Consider the following 16,636-nt stretch of genomic DNA (forward strand, 5'->3'; position numbering starts at 1 on the left):
AGGCTCCGGGGCGGGTCGGTATCTCTCGCCCGCCCCGGACGCCACCATCCCCCGGAGCCCTCACGTGACCGCGAACCCCAGCGCCGAACTCCTCGACAATCTGCTCACCGCGACCGGCCAGACCACCGCCGTACGGGAGGAGGTGCGCGTGTGGTCCATGTCCGGCGTTGAGCGCGTGGCGTTCCCCAACGGCACCACGGCCATCTTCAAGTACGCCAAGAAGCCCTTCGACAGCGAGGACCAGGCCCTCCGCCTGGCGCACACCCTCGGTGTTCCCGTCCCCCAGGTCCACGCCTCCGCCGTCCTGGACGGCTGGCTCGGCATGTTCATGGAGGACCTCGGACCCTCCGTCCGCGAGGCCGACGACATCGACGGCGTCGCCGCGGCCGTGGTCCTGCACGGCACCCGTACGGCTCCGCCCTTGCCCGTCCTCGACCAGGGCCGGCTGCGCACGCTCCCGGCCCAGGCGCTGGAGCATCTCGAACGGCTGCGCAAGGCCGACCGATGGTACGACGTCGACGACGTCGCGGACGCGCTCGACCGTATCGCCCAGGCCGCCGAGGTCCGCTCGGCCGGAGCGACGCTGGAACCTTTCGGATGGGTGCACTCCGAGTTCCACCCCACCAGCCTCCACATCGGCGAGCGCGGCTGGAGGCTGCTCGACTTCGCCCGCGCCTTCACCGGCCCCGGTCTGCTCGACCTCGCCAGCTGGCACGGCACCATCGAGCCCCCGCACCCTGTGCGCCTGCGCGTCTTCCTGGAGCAGTACGTCACCGCCGGCGGCACCCCCGACGTCCTCGCCCCGCGCGGCGGGCTCACCGCCGAGAACTGGGCCCTGGGCTGGCACCGCATGTGGGCCGTCGAGTGGTTCATGGAGCAGTCCATCCGCTGGATCAACGACCCGGCAACCGACCCCGCCTACATCAAGGCCGTCCGCCGCCACCTCACCGACGTCCTGCACCTCCTGGAGATCTGACGTGCTCGCCCAAGCATCCCCCTGGCACGCCCACGCCCTCCAACGCACCAACGCCGGCCTCGCCGAACCCCTTGCCGTACCCGCCCGGATGGAATGGACCACGAGACCCGGCCAAGGTCCCGGAGCCGAAATCCTCGGCCCCGACCTGCGCGGCAAGCGACTCCTCGAACTCGGCTGCGGCCCCGGCCACAACGCCGCCCACCTCGCCACCCGCCACGGTGCCCACGTCACTGGCGTCGACCTGGTCGGCCTCCAGGTCCGCCGCGCCCGCTCCCACTACGGACGGCTGAACAACCTCACCTTCGTCGCCGGCCACGCCCTGCACTATCTGCAAGCCTCCGACGAGCAGTTCGACGCGATCTACTCCATCTTCGGCGCCGTCGGCCTCGTCGCCCCCGAGCTCCTGCTCCCGGCCGTCGCCCAGCGCCTCACGCCCGGCCGGGTGCTCGCCTTCTCCGTCCCGCACCCGCAGCGTGGCGGCCGAAGCCCTTCGGGTGACGACCGTCCTCGCAGCGACCACGTCACCCTTCCCGACCGCACCCGGCTCCCCATCGCCCGCTGGGAGTTCGCCACCGACCGGTGGGAGAAGCACCTCAGTCAGGCAGGCTTCTGGCTCACTTCGGCCCAGGAGTTCCACGACCCCCGCATGGGCCACTGGCCCACCACCCTGCTGATCCGCGCTCGCAAGCTCTGACCGCCGCCCCTCGCCCCGGCCCCTGGAGGACCGATGCGCCCGCCCTACCTGCTCCTCGACATCGACGGCGTCCTCATACCCTTCCCCCACCCGGACGGCTCGGCCCCGGCCACCCACGCCCGCCACGACGTCGTCCCCACCGGCCGGAGCGCCGACAACCCGGTCACCGTCTGGCTCGACCCATCCCACGGCCCCATGCTCATGGACGTGATCCGCACCGGCCTGGTCACCCCGGTCTGGTGCACCAGCTGGCGCCAGGACGCCACCACCCTCATCGGCCCGCTCCTCGGCCTTCCAACCCTGTCGCATGTCGATCTCCCGCGTCCGCAGATCACCACCAGCCACCCCAACGGCTACCTGTGGAAGCGGGACCACGTCGACGCCTGGCTGGGCGATGCCCCCGCCGTCTGGATCGACGACGACTTCACCGGCCTCGACCACGAATGGGCGGTGGAGCGCACTGCGCAGGGAACGGCGACCCTCCTCATTCAGCCCGACCCGCACCTCGGTCTACAGCCCGAGCACCTGACCGAGGTCACGAGGTGGGTCGCGCAGTTACCCACAGCCCGCGCCGCCTGACGACTGATGCCCTCGCTGCTCGTGGCAGCAAGGGCAACAGACCATTGCTCGAGCGTGAGCCGCCTGCGGTCTGGGCACGTATCGGCGGCGCTGATGTCGGAGCCGGCTGGAACACTGCGGCCGTGATCAACGACATGACCCCAGACCTTCCTGATGCTCCCGCCGGCTCTCTGCCACCCAGTGCACAGGCAGAGCTCGCCGGCACCGCCTGGGAGGGGCTGCCGCATGTCTGTACTGGCCAGCACGGTGTGCCTGACACACCGGACATCCTCGGCGCTGTGCTCGCCACGGACCCGGCCCGCCGGGTGCGGGCGGTGGGGGATCTGTATCGGCTGCTCCTCAATCGGAAGCAGGTGTTTCCGGCGACCGCTCCGGCGGCCTTGGTCCTCGCCCGTCTTCTCGACGATCCGCGCACCCTCGCCGAAGGCCGGTGGGAGCGCAGGGCCGGTCGGCGGTCGCTTCGTGCCGAACTGCTGAACTGGCTGGCTTCGTTCGCCGACATCGCCCGCCTGGACGTCGAGGACGGCGTCGGCACAACGCAGGATCTGGCTGCCGCTCGTGCGGCAAGGCTAATACTCCACGACCACATCGCGGATTTCTGCGACGACAACGATCCACTGGTGAGGGAGGCCGCGCTCGCGGCCACCGCCCTGCTCCTGGCCGACCCCGCCCTCGCCTCGTCCGTACCCCGGTACGCGCCCGCCGTTCGCGAGGTCCTTGCCGTGAGCGCGGACTCGTACTACCGGTGGATCGCCCGGGAACGGCTGGCTGCCTGGGGGAAGGATGTCACCGGCCTCGTCACTGCGGAGGACGAGCGCCGCGCGGCCCTGGACCGGGCAGGCGAGTTGGCGGAAGACCCGTTCGGCCAGGACCAGGAGCAGGCGATCCGCTGGCTGGAAGAGCAGCCCGAGGACACCGCGGCTCCGGAACGACTCGGCCGTCGGCGTAAGGACCGGACCACGCCCAGATCGGCCGCCTCGCACGAATCTGCACCCGAGCCGCCCGTGGTCGCCCCGGGGAGCGAGGCGGGGTACTGCGGCCCGTGGCGGATCGCCCGGGAGGAGGAACGTGCCGAGTGGACGTTCACGCCGTACGTAGGAGTAGGCCCCCTGCACTTCGGGATGACCTTGGAGGAGATCACCCGCGTCCTCGGCGAAGGACCGGCTGCCTCGTCTTATTCCCACCACGGCGAAGACCAGCAGCTCAACTACGCCGACTTCACTGAGAGCGGAAGCGGATGGTCTTCTCCTGGTCGCGCTTCTCCACGGTGCGCTTGCGGTTCATCAGCGCGGGCAGAACGGGGGCATCGAGGTCCCGCCAGGAGGGCTGCTCGACAGGCGGTTGGACATCGGCCGGCGGCTGAGTGCGAGGGGCGACGGAGTCGGGTGCGGGCGGGCAGCTGGTCTCGGCTGTGCCCTTCTCCGGCTCGGGCGCCCCCTGGCGCCCGGCCTTCTCTTCCGCCACCCCTGGGGCGGGGGCAAGCGCGGACGAAGCCTCGTTAGAGGCTCGTTCGCTCCAGCTTGCTGCTGATCGGCGGGTCAGGCCGAAGAATGCCTTGCGGCGGCGGGTGGGGGCGTTGTCGGTGCTCGGTTCGGGCATGGTGGCGCTCCGGTGGTTGTGTGCGGTGGGGCTTCGTCACGTCCGTTGCATCCGTCCCGTAGCTGGTCAGGACAGGTACGGAGGCGGTCGCAGGTACGGAGTGATCCGTATCGGCAAGGAACTCCGTCCCCGCGCTGACCTGCGCGGGGACGGATGCGACGGATTGATACGGAGCTGGTGTCAGCGAGTGGGCCTGGGGCCGGCAGGCCCGCCGGGCGGCCCGATGGGCAGCGTTCCGGACGGAGGGACGGGCGGCCTGCCCTGGGCTCGACGTGCGAGCGCGGGCTCGACGGCTGTAGGTGCCGGGTGGGGCGGGGTCGGGGCAGTAGCGGGCCCAGGCGTCGAGGAACTGGTTGCGGGCGTATGCCTTGGCCTGCCTGCCGTTCTCGAAGCGGTGGTTGGCCGGGCTGATGCCGAAGTCGCGCAGCAGGTTGGCCAGGTGGTAGGCGTTCAGGCCCTTGGTGCCGTACTCGGCCCAGGGTGCCTCGGCGTCCTGGAGGAGGGCGGCGAGCATGTCGTGGCTGCGCAGAGCCTCCCGGTCGCCCTGCCGCTCGAAGACACGTCGGATGTCCCGCAGCAGCCGGGTCTTCAGCGTCGTCTGCTCGTCCTGGACCACCTCGTTGCGCGTCATCGCCAGGCAGGCCGCACGAGCCCGCGTGGGCCAGTGCCCGCCGGCCAGGTCGGCGACGATGACCAGCGGTTCCCACGTGTCGGCGGCCCGGTCTTCGACCGGCATCTGCGGAACCAAGCCCTCTGCGGCGCTCCGCAGCGGGGCCAGCCAGGCGGTCAGCCGGTCGCGCAGCGCGTTCAGTTCCGGGACGGAATACCGCGAGCGGAACGGGGCTATGCGCTCACCCGGCTTGCGCTTCTGCATGCGGAGCACGACCGCGCGGTCCATGATCGTGTCCGGCAGGTCGCCGATGCCCGCCAGCGCGGCCATGGCGAAGGTCGGGAACGCCGTCGGCTTGTGTTCCGGGCCGGACATCCGCCAGGCGGAGCGGTGGATCGACGAGGTCACGGCCAGCGTGGTCACCGGCCAGTACGTCGATCCGCGGTCGGCGAAGAAGCCCTTCAGGGAGTACGCGGAGGAATGGCGGGCCATCCAGCCGCACCGGCCTTCCACGGCCAAGGCGGTGGCCCAGCACCTGCGCTGCTACGTCTACCCGGCCTGGGAGAAGCGGGCACTCGGCGCCATCAAGCCCGGCGACGTGCAGAGCTGGGTCACCGGTCTGACCACCACGCACGGGCTGGCCGCCAGCACCTCACGGACGGTCTTCAACACGGTCAACGCCGTCTTCCGGGCAGCCGTCCAGTGACCGGATGATCCCTCACAACCCTTGCGCCGAGGCGAAGCTGCCCTCGGTGCCCCGGAAGAAGGTCGTGCCGCTGGCCGTCGAGCAGGTGCGGACGCTGTCCGAGGAGATACCCGCCCGCTACAAGGGCCTCGTGCTGCTCGGCGCGGCCACCGGGCTCCGCCCCGGCGAGCTGTTCGGCCTCCAGCTCCGGCACGTGGACCTGCTGCACGCGACCGTCTCGGTCGAGCAGCAGATCCAGCAGACCGCCAAGCACGGCGTGTACGTCTGCCCGCCCAAGACCGCGCGCTCGCACCGCACGGTCCCGCTCCCGCGCGTGGCGGTGGACGCCATGAAGGCCCACCTGCGGGACTTCCCCGCCGATGGGCCCGAAGGCTGGATCTTCACGGCGCCGCAAGGCGGACCCGTGGTCTACACGCACTTCATGGACGGGTCCTGGCGGCCCGCCTGCGCGAAGGCCGGCATACCGAAGGGCACCGGACCCCACGCCCTCCGGCACCACTACGCCAGCCTGCTGATCAAGCACGGCGAGTCCGTGAAGACGGTCTCCGAGCGCCTCGGCCACACCAACGCGGCCATGACGCTGAACATCTACACCCACCTGTGGCCCGACTCCGAGGAGCGGACCCGGGCCGCCGTCGACAAGGCGTACGCGGACCAGTCGGCCGATGCCCAGCCGCAGGTCGACGAAGCGGCGTAGCCGCTCCCCCGCGCGCTGACCGAAGTCAGCACGCTGCGGACTCTGTGCGGGCCGCAAAGGCCGCCCAACTCGCTCCGCCGCAGGTCAGACGGCCTTTCGCCAGACGCTTTAGACGTTGAAGCGGAACTCCACCACATCCCCGTCCTGCATCACATAGTCCTTGCCCTCCATGCGCGCCTTGCCCTTCGCGCGGGCCTCGGCGACCGAGCCTGTTTCCACCAGGTCGCCGAAGGAGATCACCTCGGCCTTGATGAAGCCCTTCTGGAAGTCGGTGTGGATGACACCGGCGGCCTCGGGGGCGGTGGCGCCCTTCTTGATGGTCCAGGCGCGGGACTCCTTGGGGCCGGCCGTGAGGTAGGTCTGCAGGCCGAGGGTGTTGAAGCCGACGTGGGCGAGGGTCGCGAGGCCCGGCTCGTCCTGGCCGACGGACTGCAGGAGCTCGAGGGCCTCGTCCTCGTCGAGCTCGGCGAGGTCCGCCTCCAGCTTGGCGTTGAGGAAGATCGCCTCGGCGGGGGCGACCAGGGCGCGCTGCTCGTCCTTGAAGGTGTCGTCCGTCAGCTCGTCCTCGTCGACGTTGAAGACGTACAGGAAGGGCTTGGTGGTGAGCAGGTGCAGGTCGTGCAGGAGCTCGGCGCGCTCGCTGCCCTGGACGATGCCGTGGGTGAAGAGGGTGTCGCCCTTCTCGAGGATCTCCTTGGCCTCCTCGACCGCCTTGACCTTGGGCGCCACGTCCTTCTTGATGCGCGACTCCTTCTGCAGCCGCGGCAGCACCTTCTCGATCGTCTGGAGGTCGGCCAGGATCAGCTCGGTGTTGATCGTCTCGATGTCGTCCTTGGGCGAGACCTTGCCGTCGACATGGACGACGTTCTCGTCCTTGAAGGCACGGATGACCTGGCAGATCGCGTCGGACTCGCGGATGTTCGCCAGGAACTTGTTGCCCAGGCCCTCGCCCTCGGACGCGCCCCGCACGATGCCCGCGATGTCGACGAAGTCGACCGTGGCCGGCAGCACCCGCTCCGAGGAGAAGATCTCGGCGAGCTTCGCCAGCCGCGGGTCGGGGACGCCGACCACGCCGACGTTGGGCTCGATCGTGGCGAACGGGTAGTTGGCCGCCAGCACGTCGTTCTTGGTCAGGGCGTTGAACAGGGTCGACTTGCCGACATTCGGCAGACCGACGATTCCGATCGTGAGCGACACGTTGCGACTTCCCGTACGTGAGAGGGGCATGGGGGCCGGGGGGCCAGGGGCCGGGAGCCGGGGACCGGCGGGCCGATCCACCAGTTTACGGGGTACCGGCATCCGGCCGGGCGCCCTGTCGAACGCTTGGCCAAGCTCTGCCCAACGGCGTGTCGGACGGCCTATTTGGCACATTAATCGACCTAAGTTGGCCTAGTGGAGCAACACAGGGCGCGTTCTACTCAGCACGGACCGCGACGCGGGACCTCGCCGCCGACACCCCTGCCCTCGCAGGCGCGGCGCGGCGCCGGCGGCGGCTCGGCGGCGCGTCCCGCCAAGCCCGCCGCAGCACGGCCCAAGGGCCGCCCCGCCGGTGCGGCGCGCTCTGCGGCGGCGGGGCGGCGGCCTGCCCCGCCCCTCGTCCAGGCGGTACGGCGGCTGCCCAACCCCCGGCTCACGGGGCTCGGCTGCGGGCTGTTCTGCGGGGCGGTGATGCTGGCGCTCGGACTGCTCGACGCGCTGCTGCTCGGGCGGTCGCTCGTCGTCTACGGCGTGCTGTTCCTGCCGGTGTGTGTGCTGACGGCGGTGTGGGTGCGGGGGGTCGACCTGGTGACCGTGCCGATCGTGGTGCCGATCGCCTTCGTCCTGGGACTGGTGCCGGTCGCCCAGAGCGGGGAGGGGCTTAGCGGCCGTGCCGTGGGCCTGTTCACCGCGCTGGCCACCCAGGCGGGGTGGTTGTACGGGGGGACTCTTGTGGCCGGGTCGATCGTGACCGTGCGGAAGGTGCGGCACATGCGGCGGCGACCGGTGCGCAATCGCCCGCCTGTGTGAACGGCCGCCCCGGTGACGCCGGCCCCGGGCTATCCCGCCTGCGCCGCCCTCATCGCCGCCCCCACGATCCCGGCGTTGTTCTGCAGCTCCGCCGGCACGATCTCCGCCTTGATGCCCTCGATGTGGTGCAGGAACTTGTTCGCCTTGCGGCTCACGCCGCCGCCGATGACGAACAGCTGGGGGGAGAAGAGCATCTCGACGTGGGCGAGGTACTGCTGCACCCGGTGCGCCCAGTGCTCCCACGACATGTCGTGGTCCTCCTTGGCCTTGCTGGAGGCTCGCTTCTCGGCGTCGTGCCCGTGCAGTTCGAGGTGTCCCAGCTCGGTGTTGGGGACGAGGACGCCGTCGGTGAAGACGGCGCTGCCGATGCCGGTGCCGAAGGTCAGCACGACGACCGTGCCCTTGCGGTCCCGCCCGGCGCCGAAGGTCATCTCGGCGATGCCCGCCGCGTCCGCGTCGTTCACCACGGTCACCGGGACGCCGCCCAGGCGGTCGCCCAGCAGCACGCGCGCGTCCTTGTCGATCCAGGCCTTGTCGACGTTCGCCGCCGTACGGATCATGGCGCCGCCCGTGACGACGCCCGGGAACGTCGCGCCGATCGGGCCGGTCCAGCCGAAGTGGTCGACGACCTGCTTGACGCCGTCGGCCACCGACTCCGGCGTGGCCGGGTGAGGGGTCAGCACTTTGAAACGCTCGTCCGCGAGGTCACCCCTGTCGAGGTCCACAGGAGCGCCCTTGATCCCGGATCCGCCGATGTCCACGCCGAAGATCTGCATGGCACCACGTTACGACGGACCACCGACAGTCACGAGGCCGCGGTCGGCCGCGGCCACCGCGCCAGGTGCCCTCGCCCCCCATCGGCGGCCCTGCCCGGCGTCACGCCCCGCGTGGCTCACCGCTCGCTCGCCACGCGCTCATCGCTCGCCGGAGTCCACTTCGGCCTTGCGCTGCGCGATCAGCTCCGCCGCCTCCTCGCGCAGGTCACGGCGGAGTTCCTTGGGCAGCGAGAAGGTGATGGACTCCTCGGCCGCCTTGACGATCTCGACGTCCTCGAAGCCGCGCAGGGACAGCCACTCCAGCACCTGCTCGACGAGCACCTCGGGGACGGACGCGCCGGAGGTCACGCCGACCGTCGAGACGCCCTCCAGCCAGGCCTCGTCGATCTCGTCGGCGAAGTCCACGAGGTACGCCGCGCGCGAGCCCGCGAGCTTCGCGACTTCGACGAGCCGCTTGGAGTTGGAGGAGTTGCGGGAGCCGACGACGATGACGAGCTCGGCCTCGGCACCCATCTGCTTCACCGCGAGCTGGCGGTTCTGGGTGGCGTAGCAGATGTCGTCGCTGGGCGGCGAGATCAGCTGCGGGAACTTCTCCTTCAGGGCGTCGACGGTCTCCATGGTCTCGTCGACGGACAGCGTGGTCTGGGACAGCCAGACGACCTTGGAGGGGTCGCGGACCTCGACCTTCGCCACGTCGCCGGGGCCGTCGACGAGCTGGATGTGGTCGGGGGCCTCTCCGGAGGTGCCGATGACCTCCTCGTGGCCCTCGTGGCCGATCAGGAGGATGTCGTAGTCCTCGTTCGCGAAGCGGACGGCTTCCTTGTGGACCTTGGTGACCAGCGGGCAGGTCGCGTCGATGGTGGCCAGCTTGCCGCGCTCGGCCTCCTCGTGGACGACCGGGGCGACGCCGTGCGCCGAGAACATCACGATGTTCCCCGGGGGGACCTCCTCCGTCTGCTCGACGAAGATGGCGCCCTTCTTCTCCAGGGTCTGGACGACGTACTTGTTGTGGACGATCTCGTGCCGGACATAGACCGGAGCGCCGTACTGCTCCAGGGCTTTCTCGACGGCGATCACGGCGCGGTCCACACCCGCGCAGTAGCCCCGGGGGGCGGCGAGCAGGACACGGCGGCCAGGCGAAGCAGTCATGGCACCCATCGTAAGGCCGCGTTCGGGGGGTCAAAGATCGCGCCTCTGTGACGTTCCTGGGGAAACCTACGCGACCGTCGCAGGCTTGTGACGTCCCGGACCGGCACTGCGGCGACCAGGGCGGACGAACAGCATCACCTGCGGCGCGCGCTTGGCTTTCGTCACCACGTCGTCCACGGGTCGCTGTTCATCGCGCCGAAGGCCCCCGTTGGCTTCTTCGGCACCCTGGACGCCCGGTCGCACGGGGCGGTCGCACTGGTGTACGTCGTGGCCACGGTGGCGATGGCGTTCACCGTATTCAGCTACGCGCGGATGGTTGCGGACGGTCCCCAGGCGGGTTCCGTGTTCGCGTACGCGCGCGTGGCGCTGGGCAGGGAGGCCGGTTTCGTCGCCGGCTGGACGGCGATGCTGGACCACCTCCTGATCCCGGCGGTCGCCTGTCTCTTCTCCGGCATCGCCATGGAGGCGCTGGTCCGGGAGGTCTCAGCTGGGTGTGGACGACGCCGGCCGTCGCGATGACGACGCTGCTGAACCTGTGGGGTGTCCGCGCGGCGGCCCGGGTCGGCTTCCTCGTCCTCGCGCTCACCGAGGAGGTGACCGGCGGCTCGCGGCAGGTGGCGCGGGCGTGCTGCTCTGCCTCGGTCTCGCCGGAGTGCTGTTCGTCACGCAGACGTATCCGGTGGCCCTGTTCGAGCCGGTGTCGTCCGCAGAGCCGGCCAGGCGGGGATCGGCCTTCCACGACGCCGTGGACGCCTCCGCCGGGACCTGGCTGCACGATCTGGTGGCCGCGAGCGAGGCGCCCGGCGCGGCCTTCGCGGCGCCGGCGGGGCAGGCCGCGGCCGGGCGGCTGCTGCTCGCGATGGGGCGGGACGGGAGGCTGCCCAGGGCCGCGGCGAGGACGGACTCCGGGGCGCCGGGGGTGGCGCTGCTGTGCGCGGCGGTGATCACGATGGTCGTGGCGGTGTGGGCGGCCCGGCGGGAAGACGGTGTGGACCAGCTGGTGCCGGTGGTCGACGTCGGTGCCCTGACGGCCTTCACCCTGCTGCACACGCGCGTGGTGGGCTGTTCGCGGTACGCCGCAGGGGCGGTGCGGTGAGCTGGTGGCGGCGTGCCGGTGCTGGGGGCGGCGATCACGAGCGCCGTGATCGTGAAGGCGCGCCGCGGAGCGCGCAGGTGGTGGGGGCGGTGCGGCTGGTGACCGGTGTGGTGGTGCTGGTGGGGCAGGGCGGCAGGCGGAGCCGGTCCGGCCGCTGAGGACGGGCCGGGTTTGTCGGTGCCGCCCATTACGCTCGCGGCATGGCAGTCAACACGTCCCCGGAAACCCCCCTGCCCGTCGGCGAGGTGTCGCGGCTCATCGGGGGGTGGATCGACAGGCTCGGCGCGGTCTGGGTCGAGGGGCAGATCACCCAGTTGTCGCGGCGGCCCGGCGCGGGGGTGGTGTTCCTGACCCTGCGGGACCCGTCGTACGACATCTCGGTGGGCGTCACCTGCTACCGGCAGGTGTTCGACGCCGTCGCCGACGTGGTGAGCGAGGGCGCGCGGGTAGTCGTCCTGGCGAAGCCGGAGTGGTACGCGCCGCGGGGGCAGCTGTCGCTGCGGGCCGCCGAGATAAGGCCCGTGGGGGTCGGGGAGCTGCTCGCGCGTCTCGAGCAGCTGAAGAAGAAGCTGGCGGGCGAGGGGCTGTTCGCGCCGGAGCGGAAGCGGCCGCTGCCGTTCCTGCCGCAGCTGATCGGACTGGTGTGCGGGCGGGCCTCGGCCGCGGAGCGGGACGTGCTGGAGAACGCCCGGCACCGCTGGCCGGCTGTGCGGTTCGAGGTGCGCAACGTCCCCGTGCAGGGAGTGCACGCCGTGCCGCAGGTCGTGCAGGCGGTGAAGGAGCTCGACGAGATCCAGGACGTCGACGTGATCATCGTGGCCCGGGGTGGCGGCAGCGTGGAGGACCTGCTGCCGTTCTCCGACGAGCAGCTCGTGCGGGCCGTCGCCGCCTGCCGTACGCCCGTGGTGTCGGCCATCGGCCACGAGCCCGACCACCCGCTCCTGGACCACGTCGCCGACCTGCGGGCCTCCACGCCCACCGACGCCGCGAAGAAGGTCGTACCGGACGTCGGCGAGGAGTTCGAGCGGGTACGGCAGCTGCGGGACCGGGCGCGCCGGTGCATGGCGGCGTTCGTCGAGCGGGAGGAGCGCGGACTGGCGCACGCGCTGGCGCGGCCGTCGATGGAGGACCCGCACCGGATGATCGACGAGCGGGCCGAACAGGTCGCGGCGCTGGTCGAGCGCGGACGGCGGTGCCTGGGGCACCATCTCGACCGGGCCGAGTCGGAGCTGACGCACACGCACGCGCGCGTGGTGGCCCTCTCGCCGGCGGCGACCCTGAAGCGGGGGTACGCGGTGCTGCAGAAGGCCGACGGGCATGTGGTCCGCGCACCGGACGAGGTGACGGCGGACGAGCGGCTGCGGGCGCGGGTGGCCGAGGGTGAGTTCTCCGTACGTGTCGATGCTTAGGGTGGGCGGATGAGCGGCAAGGTGGACGAGGCGCTGGGCTACGAGCAGGCGCGGGACGAGCTGATCGAGGTCGTACGGCGGCTGGAGGCGGGCGGTACGACGCTGGAGGAGTCCCTCGCCCTGTGGGAGCGCGGCGAGGAGCTGGCCAAGGTGTGCCGGCGGTGGCTGGAGGGCGCGCGGGCCCGGCTGGACGCGGCGCTGGCCGAGGAGACGGCGCAGGGTGGGGCCGGGGCGGGGACCGACCAGGAGTGAGCGGCTCGGCGCGGGGCTGACCTGCGGCGCGGTGTGAGGCCGCTCACCGCGCGCCCCATTTGGTTGAATGTTGAATTTACTCTGGCGTACCGTCGGCACGTCAGTGGATCCGTGCACACTACACAGATTCGACGCAGCACCGAGAAAGATCACGCATGTCTCTCGTTCTCGACCCCGCCGCCCAGGACCTGCTCTTCCGTCAGGCCCGCACCGCGAACACGTTCACCGACGAGCCGGTGACCGACGAGCAGGTGCAGGCGATCTACGACCTGGTCAAGTACGGCCCGACCGCCTTCAACCAGTCACCGCTGCGCATCACGCTGGTCCGCTCCCCCGAGGCCCGTGAGCGCCTGGTCCAGCACCTGTCCGCGGGCAACCGGGCCAAGACCGCCGCCGCCCCGCTGGTCGCGATCCTCGCCGCGGACAACGAGTTCCACGAGGAGCTGCCGCAGCTCTTCCCGCACGCCCCGCAGATCAAGGACGCGTTCTTCGCCGAGCGCCCGGTCCGCGAGCGTGCGGCCCGTCTGAACGCCGCCCTCCAGGCCGCCTACTTCATCGTCGGCGTGCGCGCGGCCGGCCTGGCCGCCGGCCCGATGACCGGCGTGGACTTCGAGGGCGTGCGCAAGGAGTTCCTGGACGACGACCACACTCCGCTGATGGTCGTGAACATCGGCCGCCCGGGCCCGGACGCGTGGTCCGCGACGCGCTCGCCGCGACTGCCCTACGAGGACGTCGTCACCACCGTGTGAGCGACCCCGGCACGCGAGAGGCCCCCGGCGTACGACACCGGGGCCTTTTTCCCATGTCGCGTGGGCTACGGGGTCACGACGTCCTCAGGGCCTTCGCCATCGTGGCCAGCTGCTCGAACGAGCCCGTGCCGGCCACCACCGTCGTCGCGCCCTTGGCGTCGTCGTCCTCCGACAGGACGAGCGCGTCGTACCGGCCTCCCGTGTAGCGGATCCACGTACGGCCGCCGATCTCCTCGGCGACCTCCGTCTCCTCCGCGCCCTGGGTGGCGTCCTCGATGAACGGGATCCGCTTGTCCATGGACTGCTTCAGCGTGACGTACTCCCCGTCGGGGGCGTGGAAGCCGAGGTGCCAGGAGTCGTGCTCCTGGCCGTCGAAGCGGACCGACGTCGGCTTCCAGGCCTGCGGCAGGCCCTGCGGCGCGGCCACCGGATAGGCGGCGGCGCGCCGTGCCGTGAGCAGCTCCACCCGGTAGTCGACCCGTTTGATGTCCGGTTCCTGGTCGTCGTCGTGCGGGATGAAGAGGTACATGACCAATCCCACCAGCACGATCAGGCCCAGGGAGAGAACCATGTCCCGGACCGTGTTCTGCTTGCCGTTCGCACCTGCCACGCGTCCTATCGTCGCAGGTACCCCCGCCGCTCATCCGTGGGGGGCTCTGCTCATTCTGTCGATCTGACGATAGAGTCGTTGTCGAACCCTCATCCGGCCGTCGTCGTATCAGAAAGGTGCGCTCCGATGACCGAGCATCACTTGCCGTCCGAACTCGATGTGCCCTCCGAGGCCCCCGATCGCAACCTCGCCCTGGAACTGGTCCGGGTGACCGAAGCCGCGGCGATGGCCGCGGGCCGCTGGGTGGGCCGCGGGGACAAGAACGGCGCCGACGGCGCCGCGGTGCGCGCCATGCGCGCCCTCGTCTCGACCGTCTCCATGAACGGCGTCGTCGTCATCGGGGAGGGCGAGAAGGACGAGGCACCGATGCTCTACAACGGGGAGCGGGTCGGTGACGGGACCGGGCCGGAGTGCGACATCGCCGTCGATCCGATCGACGGCACGACGCTCACCGCGAAGGGCATGACCAACGCCATCGCGGTACTCGCGGCGGCGGAGCGCGGGTCGATGTTCGACCCCTCGGCCGTGTTCTACATGGACAAGCTGGTCACCGGGCCCGAGGCGGCGGACTTCGTCGACATCGACGCGCCCGTGTCGGTGAACATCCGGCGGGTCGCCAAGGCCAAGCGGTCCGCGCCTGAGGACGTGACCGTCGTCATCCTCGACCGGCCGCGGCACGAGCGGCTCATCGAGGAGGTCCGCGAGACGGGCGCGCGCATCAAGCTGATCTCCGACGGCGATGTGGCCGGGTCGATCCTGGCGCTGCGCGAGGGCACGGGTGTGGACCTGCTGCTGGGCGTCGGCGGTACGCCGGAGGGGATCATCTCGGCCTGTGCCGTGAAGTGCCTCGGCGGCACCATCCAGGGCAAGCTGTGGCCCAAGGACGACGAGGAACGGCAGCGGGCGATCGACGCCGGGCACGATCTGGACCGGGTGCTGACGACCGAGGATCTGGTCACCGGGGAGAACGTCTTCTTCGTCGCCACCGGCATCACGGACGGAGAGCTGCTGCGCGGGGTGCGCTACCGGTCGGAGACGGCCACCACGGACTCCATCGTGATGCGGTCGAAGTCGGGGACCGTGCGCAGGATCGACTCCGAGCACCGGCTGAGCAAGTTGCGGGCGTACAGCGCGATCGACTTCGAGCGGGCGAAGTAGGGGCCTGATCCTCGGGGCGGTGCGGCACGCCGGCGGCCCGGGGTTTCGACGAGGCTCGGCGCCCCGGCGGCCGCGGTCGTCGTGGCTGGGCGCTCCGGCGGCCACCGGGTCGCAATGACTCGAGGCACCGGCGGCCACCGGGTCGCCATGACTCGACGCACCGGCGGCCACCGGGTCGCCATGACTCGACGCACCGGCGGCCACCGGGTCGCCATGACTCGACGCGCGAATCGCCCCGCACCCGCATTGCCCGCCGGGTGACCGGCACGACGAAGGCGCCCCCTGTGCGGAGGGGGCGCCTTCGTCCGTGTGGCCCGGGGTCAGCCGGCCGCCGCTATGCGGCTGTCCGCCCGGGCCGCCTTCTTCAGTTCCAGTTCCCGGCGGCGGCGCCGGGCCAGGACGACGCGGCGTTCGGCGGCTGTGAGGCCGCCCCACACGCCGTAGGGCTCGGGCTGGAGGAGTGCGTGTTCGCGGCACTCGACCATGACGGGACAGCGCGCGCAGACGCGCTTGGCCGCCTCCTCGCGCGAGAGCCGGGCGGCGGTGGGCTCCTTGGAGGGCGCGAAGAACAGGCCGGCCTCGTCGCGCCGGCACACGGCCTCCGTGTGCCAAGGGGCGTCTTGGTCCCTGTCTCGCGCTGGCACCCGCTGGGCCGGAACGCCAGCTACCTGCAGGGACGAATGCGGCGGTTGCAGCACGGTCTACTCCTGACGACGGCTTCGCGAGCGAGAGACGATGCAGCAAGGTCTACCCGCTGTACGCGCGCCTATGCAGGGAGTCCCCAACGACCGGAATCAGGGCATACGGATGCGCTGTCCGGGACGGCCGGACAGCGGCCAAATACCTTCGGTCTGAGGCGACTTCGCACCCGTCAACGGTCGAGATGCCCGCGCAGGCCCTTGTCGACCTTGCGCTGCACGCGGTCGAGGATGTCCGCCACGAGCTTCCCGCGCTTCGGCCGCGCCTCGATGTTGCCGAGCACGGCCCAGCCGTCCACGAAGACGACGGGCGCGTCGGGATCGGCGGCGTCCTGGTTGTCCACCTCGAAGTTGCCGAGGACGCCGCCGCCGGAGCCGCGCAGCGAGACGTTCTGCGGCACGCGGACCTCGACGTTCCCGAAGACGGACCAGGCCTTGATGACGACCTGCTGGTACTCGAAGACCGCCTCGCTCAGATCGATCTCGACGCTGCCGAAGACCGAGTACGCGTGGATACGGCGGCCCGCCCGCCAGCGGCCCTTGCGCACCGCCGCGCTGAACACCGCGACCACGTTCTCGTCCGGGTCCGCCGGTATCGCGCCGGCCGTGGGGCGTCGCGGCACGACGGCGTACGCGGGAGTGACGCGGGCCTGGTGCACGCCGGGCAGGTCCCGCACGTACGGCTCCAGTTCGCCGACCGTCCTGGCGCCGTAGACGCCCTCCACTCGCTCGGCGTGCTCCTCGGCGGTGAGGCGGCCCTCGGCCATGGCGTCGCGCAGGATGTCCGCGAAGTGGTCGCGGTCGGCGTCGGAGGCGCGGAGCTCGGAGTCGGCCGCGGTCTGCTTCTGAAGGTCCACGACAGCAGCGTACC

General features: G+C 71.1%; 16 protein-coding genes and 3 pseudogenes. 11 read left to right on the forward strand and 8 right to left on the reverse strand.

Annotated features, from left to right (window positions below):
- The first annotated feature begins 64 nt into the window (after positions 1-64).
- Genes ACGF8A_RS19945 through ACGF8A_RS19955 form a run of 3 tightly spaced genes read left to right on the forward strand, consistent with a single transcriptional unit; the run spans position 65 to position 2,249 of the window.
- The gene (locus tag ACGF8A_RS19945; protein ID WP_393109886.1) at positions 65-976 is read left to right on the forward strand and encodes an aminoglycoside phosphotransferase family protein; all 912 of its coding nucleotides are present in this window, start codon (positions 65-67) and stop codon (positions 974-976) included.
- A gap of 1 nt (position 977) precedes the next feature.
- Complete coding sequence (locus ACGF8A_RS19950) at positions 978-1,670, forward strand: class I SAM-dependent methyltransferase (RefSeq protein ID WP_393109888.1); 693 nt, start codon at positions 978-980, stop codon at positions 1,668-1,670.
- 33 nt (positions 1,671-1,703) lie between these two features.
- On the forward strand, positions 1,704-2,249 hold the full coding sequence (locus ACGF8A_RS19955; RefSeq protein ID WP_393109890.1) for an HAD domain-containing protein: 546 nt from the start codon (positions 1,704-1,706) through the stop codon (positions 2,247-2,249).
- A 1,230-nt stretch (positions 2,250-3,479) separates the two neighbouring features.
- On the opposite strand, the pseudogene ACGF8A_RS19960 reads toward ACGF8A_RS19955, so the two are convergent.
- Both ACGF8A_RS19960 and ACGF8A_RS19965 read right to left on the reverse strand, forming a co-directional pair.
- Positions 3,480-3,848, reverse strand: a pseudogene (locus tag ACGF8A_RS19960) (hypothetical protein); the annotation flags it as partial.
- A gap of 180 nt (positions 3,849-4,028) precedes the next feature.
- Positions 4,029-4,851: pseudogene (locus ACGF8A_RS19965) on the reverse strand (DUF3631 domain-containing protein); the annotation flags it as partial.
- 22 nt (positions 4,852-4,873) lie between these two features.
- Here ACGF8A_RS19965 and ACGF8A_RS19970 point away from each other — a divergent pair.
- Together ACGF8A_RS19970 and ACGF8A_RS19975 are read left to right on the forward strand one after the other, a co-directional pair.
- On the forward strand, positions 4,874-5,164 hold the full coding sequence (locus tag ACGF8A_RS19970) for a hypothetical protein (protein WP_393109892.1): 291 nt from the start codon (positions 4,874-4,876) through the stop codon (positions 5,162-5,164).
- Between the two features lie 4 nt (positions 5,165-5,168).
- Positions 5,169-5,861, forward strand: coding sequence for a tyrosine-type recombinase/integrase (locus tag ACGF8A_RS19975; protein WP_393109894.1), 693 nt, complete (start codon positions 5,169-5,171; stop codon positions 5,859-5,861).
- Between the two features lie 108 nt (positions 5,862-5,969).
- Here the strand turns inward: ACGF8A_RS19975 and ychF are convergent, their stop codons facing one another.
- Positions 5,970-7,058: a redox-regulated ATPase YchF gene (gene ychF / locus ACGF8A_RS19980; protein WP_393109896.1), complete on the reverse strand. Its 1,089-nt coding sequence runs from the start codon at positions 7,056-7,058 to the stop codon at positions 5,970-5,972.
- Positions 7,059-7,253: 195 nt separating this feature from the next.
- On the opposite strand from ychF, the gene ACGF8A_RS19985 reads away from it, so the two are divergent.
- On the forward strand, positions 7,254-7,868 hold the full coding sequence (locus ACGF8A_RS19985; RefSeq protein ID WP_393109898.1) for a DUF6542 domain-containing protein: 615 nt from the start codon (positions 7,254-7,256) through the stop codon (positions 7,866-7,868).
- Positions 7,869-7,897: 29 nt separating this feature from the next.
- Here ACGF8A_RS19985 and ppgK read toward each other — a convergent pair whose 3' ends face one another.
- Positions 7,898-8,644, reverse strand: a complete 747-nt coding sequence (gene ppgK, locus ACGF8A_RS19990; protein WP_393109900.1) for a polyphosphate--glucose phosphotransferase — start codon at positions 8,642-8,644, stop codon at positions 7,898-7,900.
- 138 nt (positions 8,645-8,782) lie between these two features.
- Entirely contained in the window at positions 8,783-9,802 is a 1,020-nt protein-coding gene (locus tag ACGF8A_RS19995; protein WP_393109902.1) for a 4-hydroxy-3-methylbut-2-enyl diphosphate reductase, read from the reverse strand.
- A gap of 78 nt (positions 9,803-9,880) precedes the next feature.
- Between ACGF8A_RS19995 and ACGF8A_RS20000 the strand changes: the two are divergent.
- The 4 genes and pseudogenes from ACGF8A_RS20000 to ACGF8A_RS20015 all read left to right on the forward strand — a co-directional run bounded on the left by ACGF8A_RS20000 (position 9,881) and on the right by ACGF8A_RS20015 (position 13,299).
- Positions 9,881-11,047 (forward strand): annotated as a pseudogene (locus ACGF8A_RS20000) (APC family permease).
- A gap of 42 nt (positions 11,048-11,089) precedes the next feature.
- The gene (xseA, locus tag ACGF8A_RS20005; protein WP_393109904.1) at positions 11,090-12,298 is read left to right on the forward strand and encodes an exodeoxyribonuclease VII large subunit; all 1,209 of its coding nucleotides are present in this window, start codon (positions 11,090-11,092) and stop codon (positions 12,296-12,298) included.
- A 9-nt stretch (positions 12,299-12,307) separates the two neighbouring features.
- Complete coding sequence (locus tag ACGF8A_RS20010; RefSeq protein WP_393109906.1) at positions 12,308-12,550, forward strand: exodeoxyribonuclease VII small subunit; 243 nt, start codon at positions 12,308-12,310, stop codon at positions 12,548-12,550.
- Between the two features lie 155 nt (positions 12,551-12,705).
- On the forward strand, positions 12,706-13,299 hold the full coding sequence (locus ACGF8A_RS20015) for a malonic semialdehyde reductase (RefSeq protein WP_393109908.1): 594 nt from the start codon (positions 12,706-12,708) through the stop codon (positions 13,297-13,299).
- A 73-nt stretch (positions 13,300-13,372) separates the two neighbouring features.
- Here ACGF8A_RS20015 and ACGF8A_RS20020 read toward each other — a convergent pair whose 3' ends face one another.
- Complete coding sequence (locus ACGF8A_RS20020) at positions 13,373-13,909, reverse strand: DUF4245 domain-containing protein (protein ID WP_393109910.1); 537 nt, start codon at positions 13,907-13,909, stop codon at positions 13,373-13,375.
- A gap of 126 nt (positions 13,910-14,035) precedes the next feature.
- On the opposite strand from ACGF8A_RS20020, the gene glpX reads away from it, so the two are divergent.
- On the forward strand, positions 14,036-15,067 hold the full coding sequence (glpX, locus tag ACGF8A_RS20025; protein WP_365450980.1) for a class II fructose-bisphosphatase: 1,032 nt from the start codon (positions 14,036-14,038) through the stop codon (positions 15,065-15,067).
- 320 nt (positions 15,068-15,387) lie between these two features.
- Here glpX and ACGF8A_RS20030 read toward each other — a convergent pair whose 3' ends face one another.
- Together ACGF8A_RS20030 and ACGF8A_RS20035 are read right to left on the reverse strand one after the other, a co-directional pair.
- Entirely contained in the window at positions 15,388-15,765 is a 378-nt protein-coding gene (locus tag ACGF8A_RS20030) for a WhiB family transcriptional regulator (protein ID WP_393109913.1), read from the reverse strand.
- 173 nt (positions 15,766-15,938) lie between these two features.
- Complete coding sequence (locus tag ACGF8A_RS20035; protein WP_393109915.1) at positions 15,939-16,622, reverse strand: DUF1707 domain-containing protein; 684 nt, start codon at positions 16,620-16,622, stop codon at positions 15,939-15,941.
- Positions 16,623-16,636: the final 14 nt, after the last annotated feature.

Source organism: Streptomyces sp. NPDC047706, from assembly GCF_043204795.1.
Taxonomy (GTDB): domain Bacteria; phylum Actinomycetota; class Actinomycetes; order Streptomycetales; family Streptomycetaceae; genus Streptomyces.

Excerpts from the sequence above, each read along its gene's own strand:
- ACGF8A_RS20010 (WP_393109906.1), top strand. The coding sequence starts at position 12,308 with ATGAGCGGCAAGGTGGACGAGGCGCTGGGCTACGAGCAGGCGCGGGAC.
- xseA (WP_393109904.1), top strand. The coding sequence starts at position 11,090 with ATGGCAGTCAACACGTCCCCGGAAACCCCCCTGCCCGTCGGCGAGGTG.
- ACGF8A_RS19975 (WP_393109894.1), top strand. The coding sequence starts at position 5,169 with ATGATCCCTCACAACCCTTGCGCCGAGGCGAAGCTGCCCTCGGTGCCC.
- ACGF8A_RS19995 (WP_393109902.1), bottom strand. The coding sequence starts at position 9,802 with ATGGGTGCCATGACTGCTTCGCCTGGCCGCCGTGTCCTGCTCGCCGCC.
- ppgK (WP_393109900.1), bottom strand. The coding sequence starts at position 8,644 with ATGCAGATCTTCGGCGTGGACATCGGCGGATCCGGGATCAAGGGCGCT.
- ACGF8A_RS19955 (WP_393109890.1), top strand. The coding sequence starts at position 1,704 with ATGCGCCCGCCCTACCTGCTCCTCGACATCGACGGCGTCCTCATACCC.
- ACGF8A_RS20015 (WP_393109908.1), top strand. The coding sequence starts at position 12,706 with ATGTCTCTCGTTCTCGACCCCGCCGCCCAGGACCTGCTCTTCCGTCAG.
- glpX (WP_365450980.1), top strand. The coding sequence starts at position 14,036 with ATGACCGAGCATCACTTGCCGTCCGAACTCGATGTGCCCTCCGAGGCC.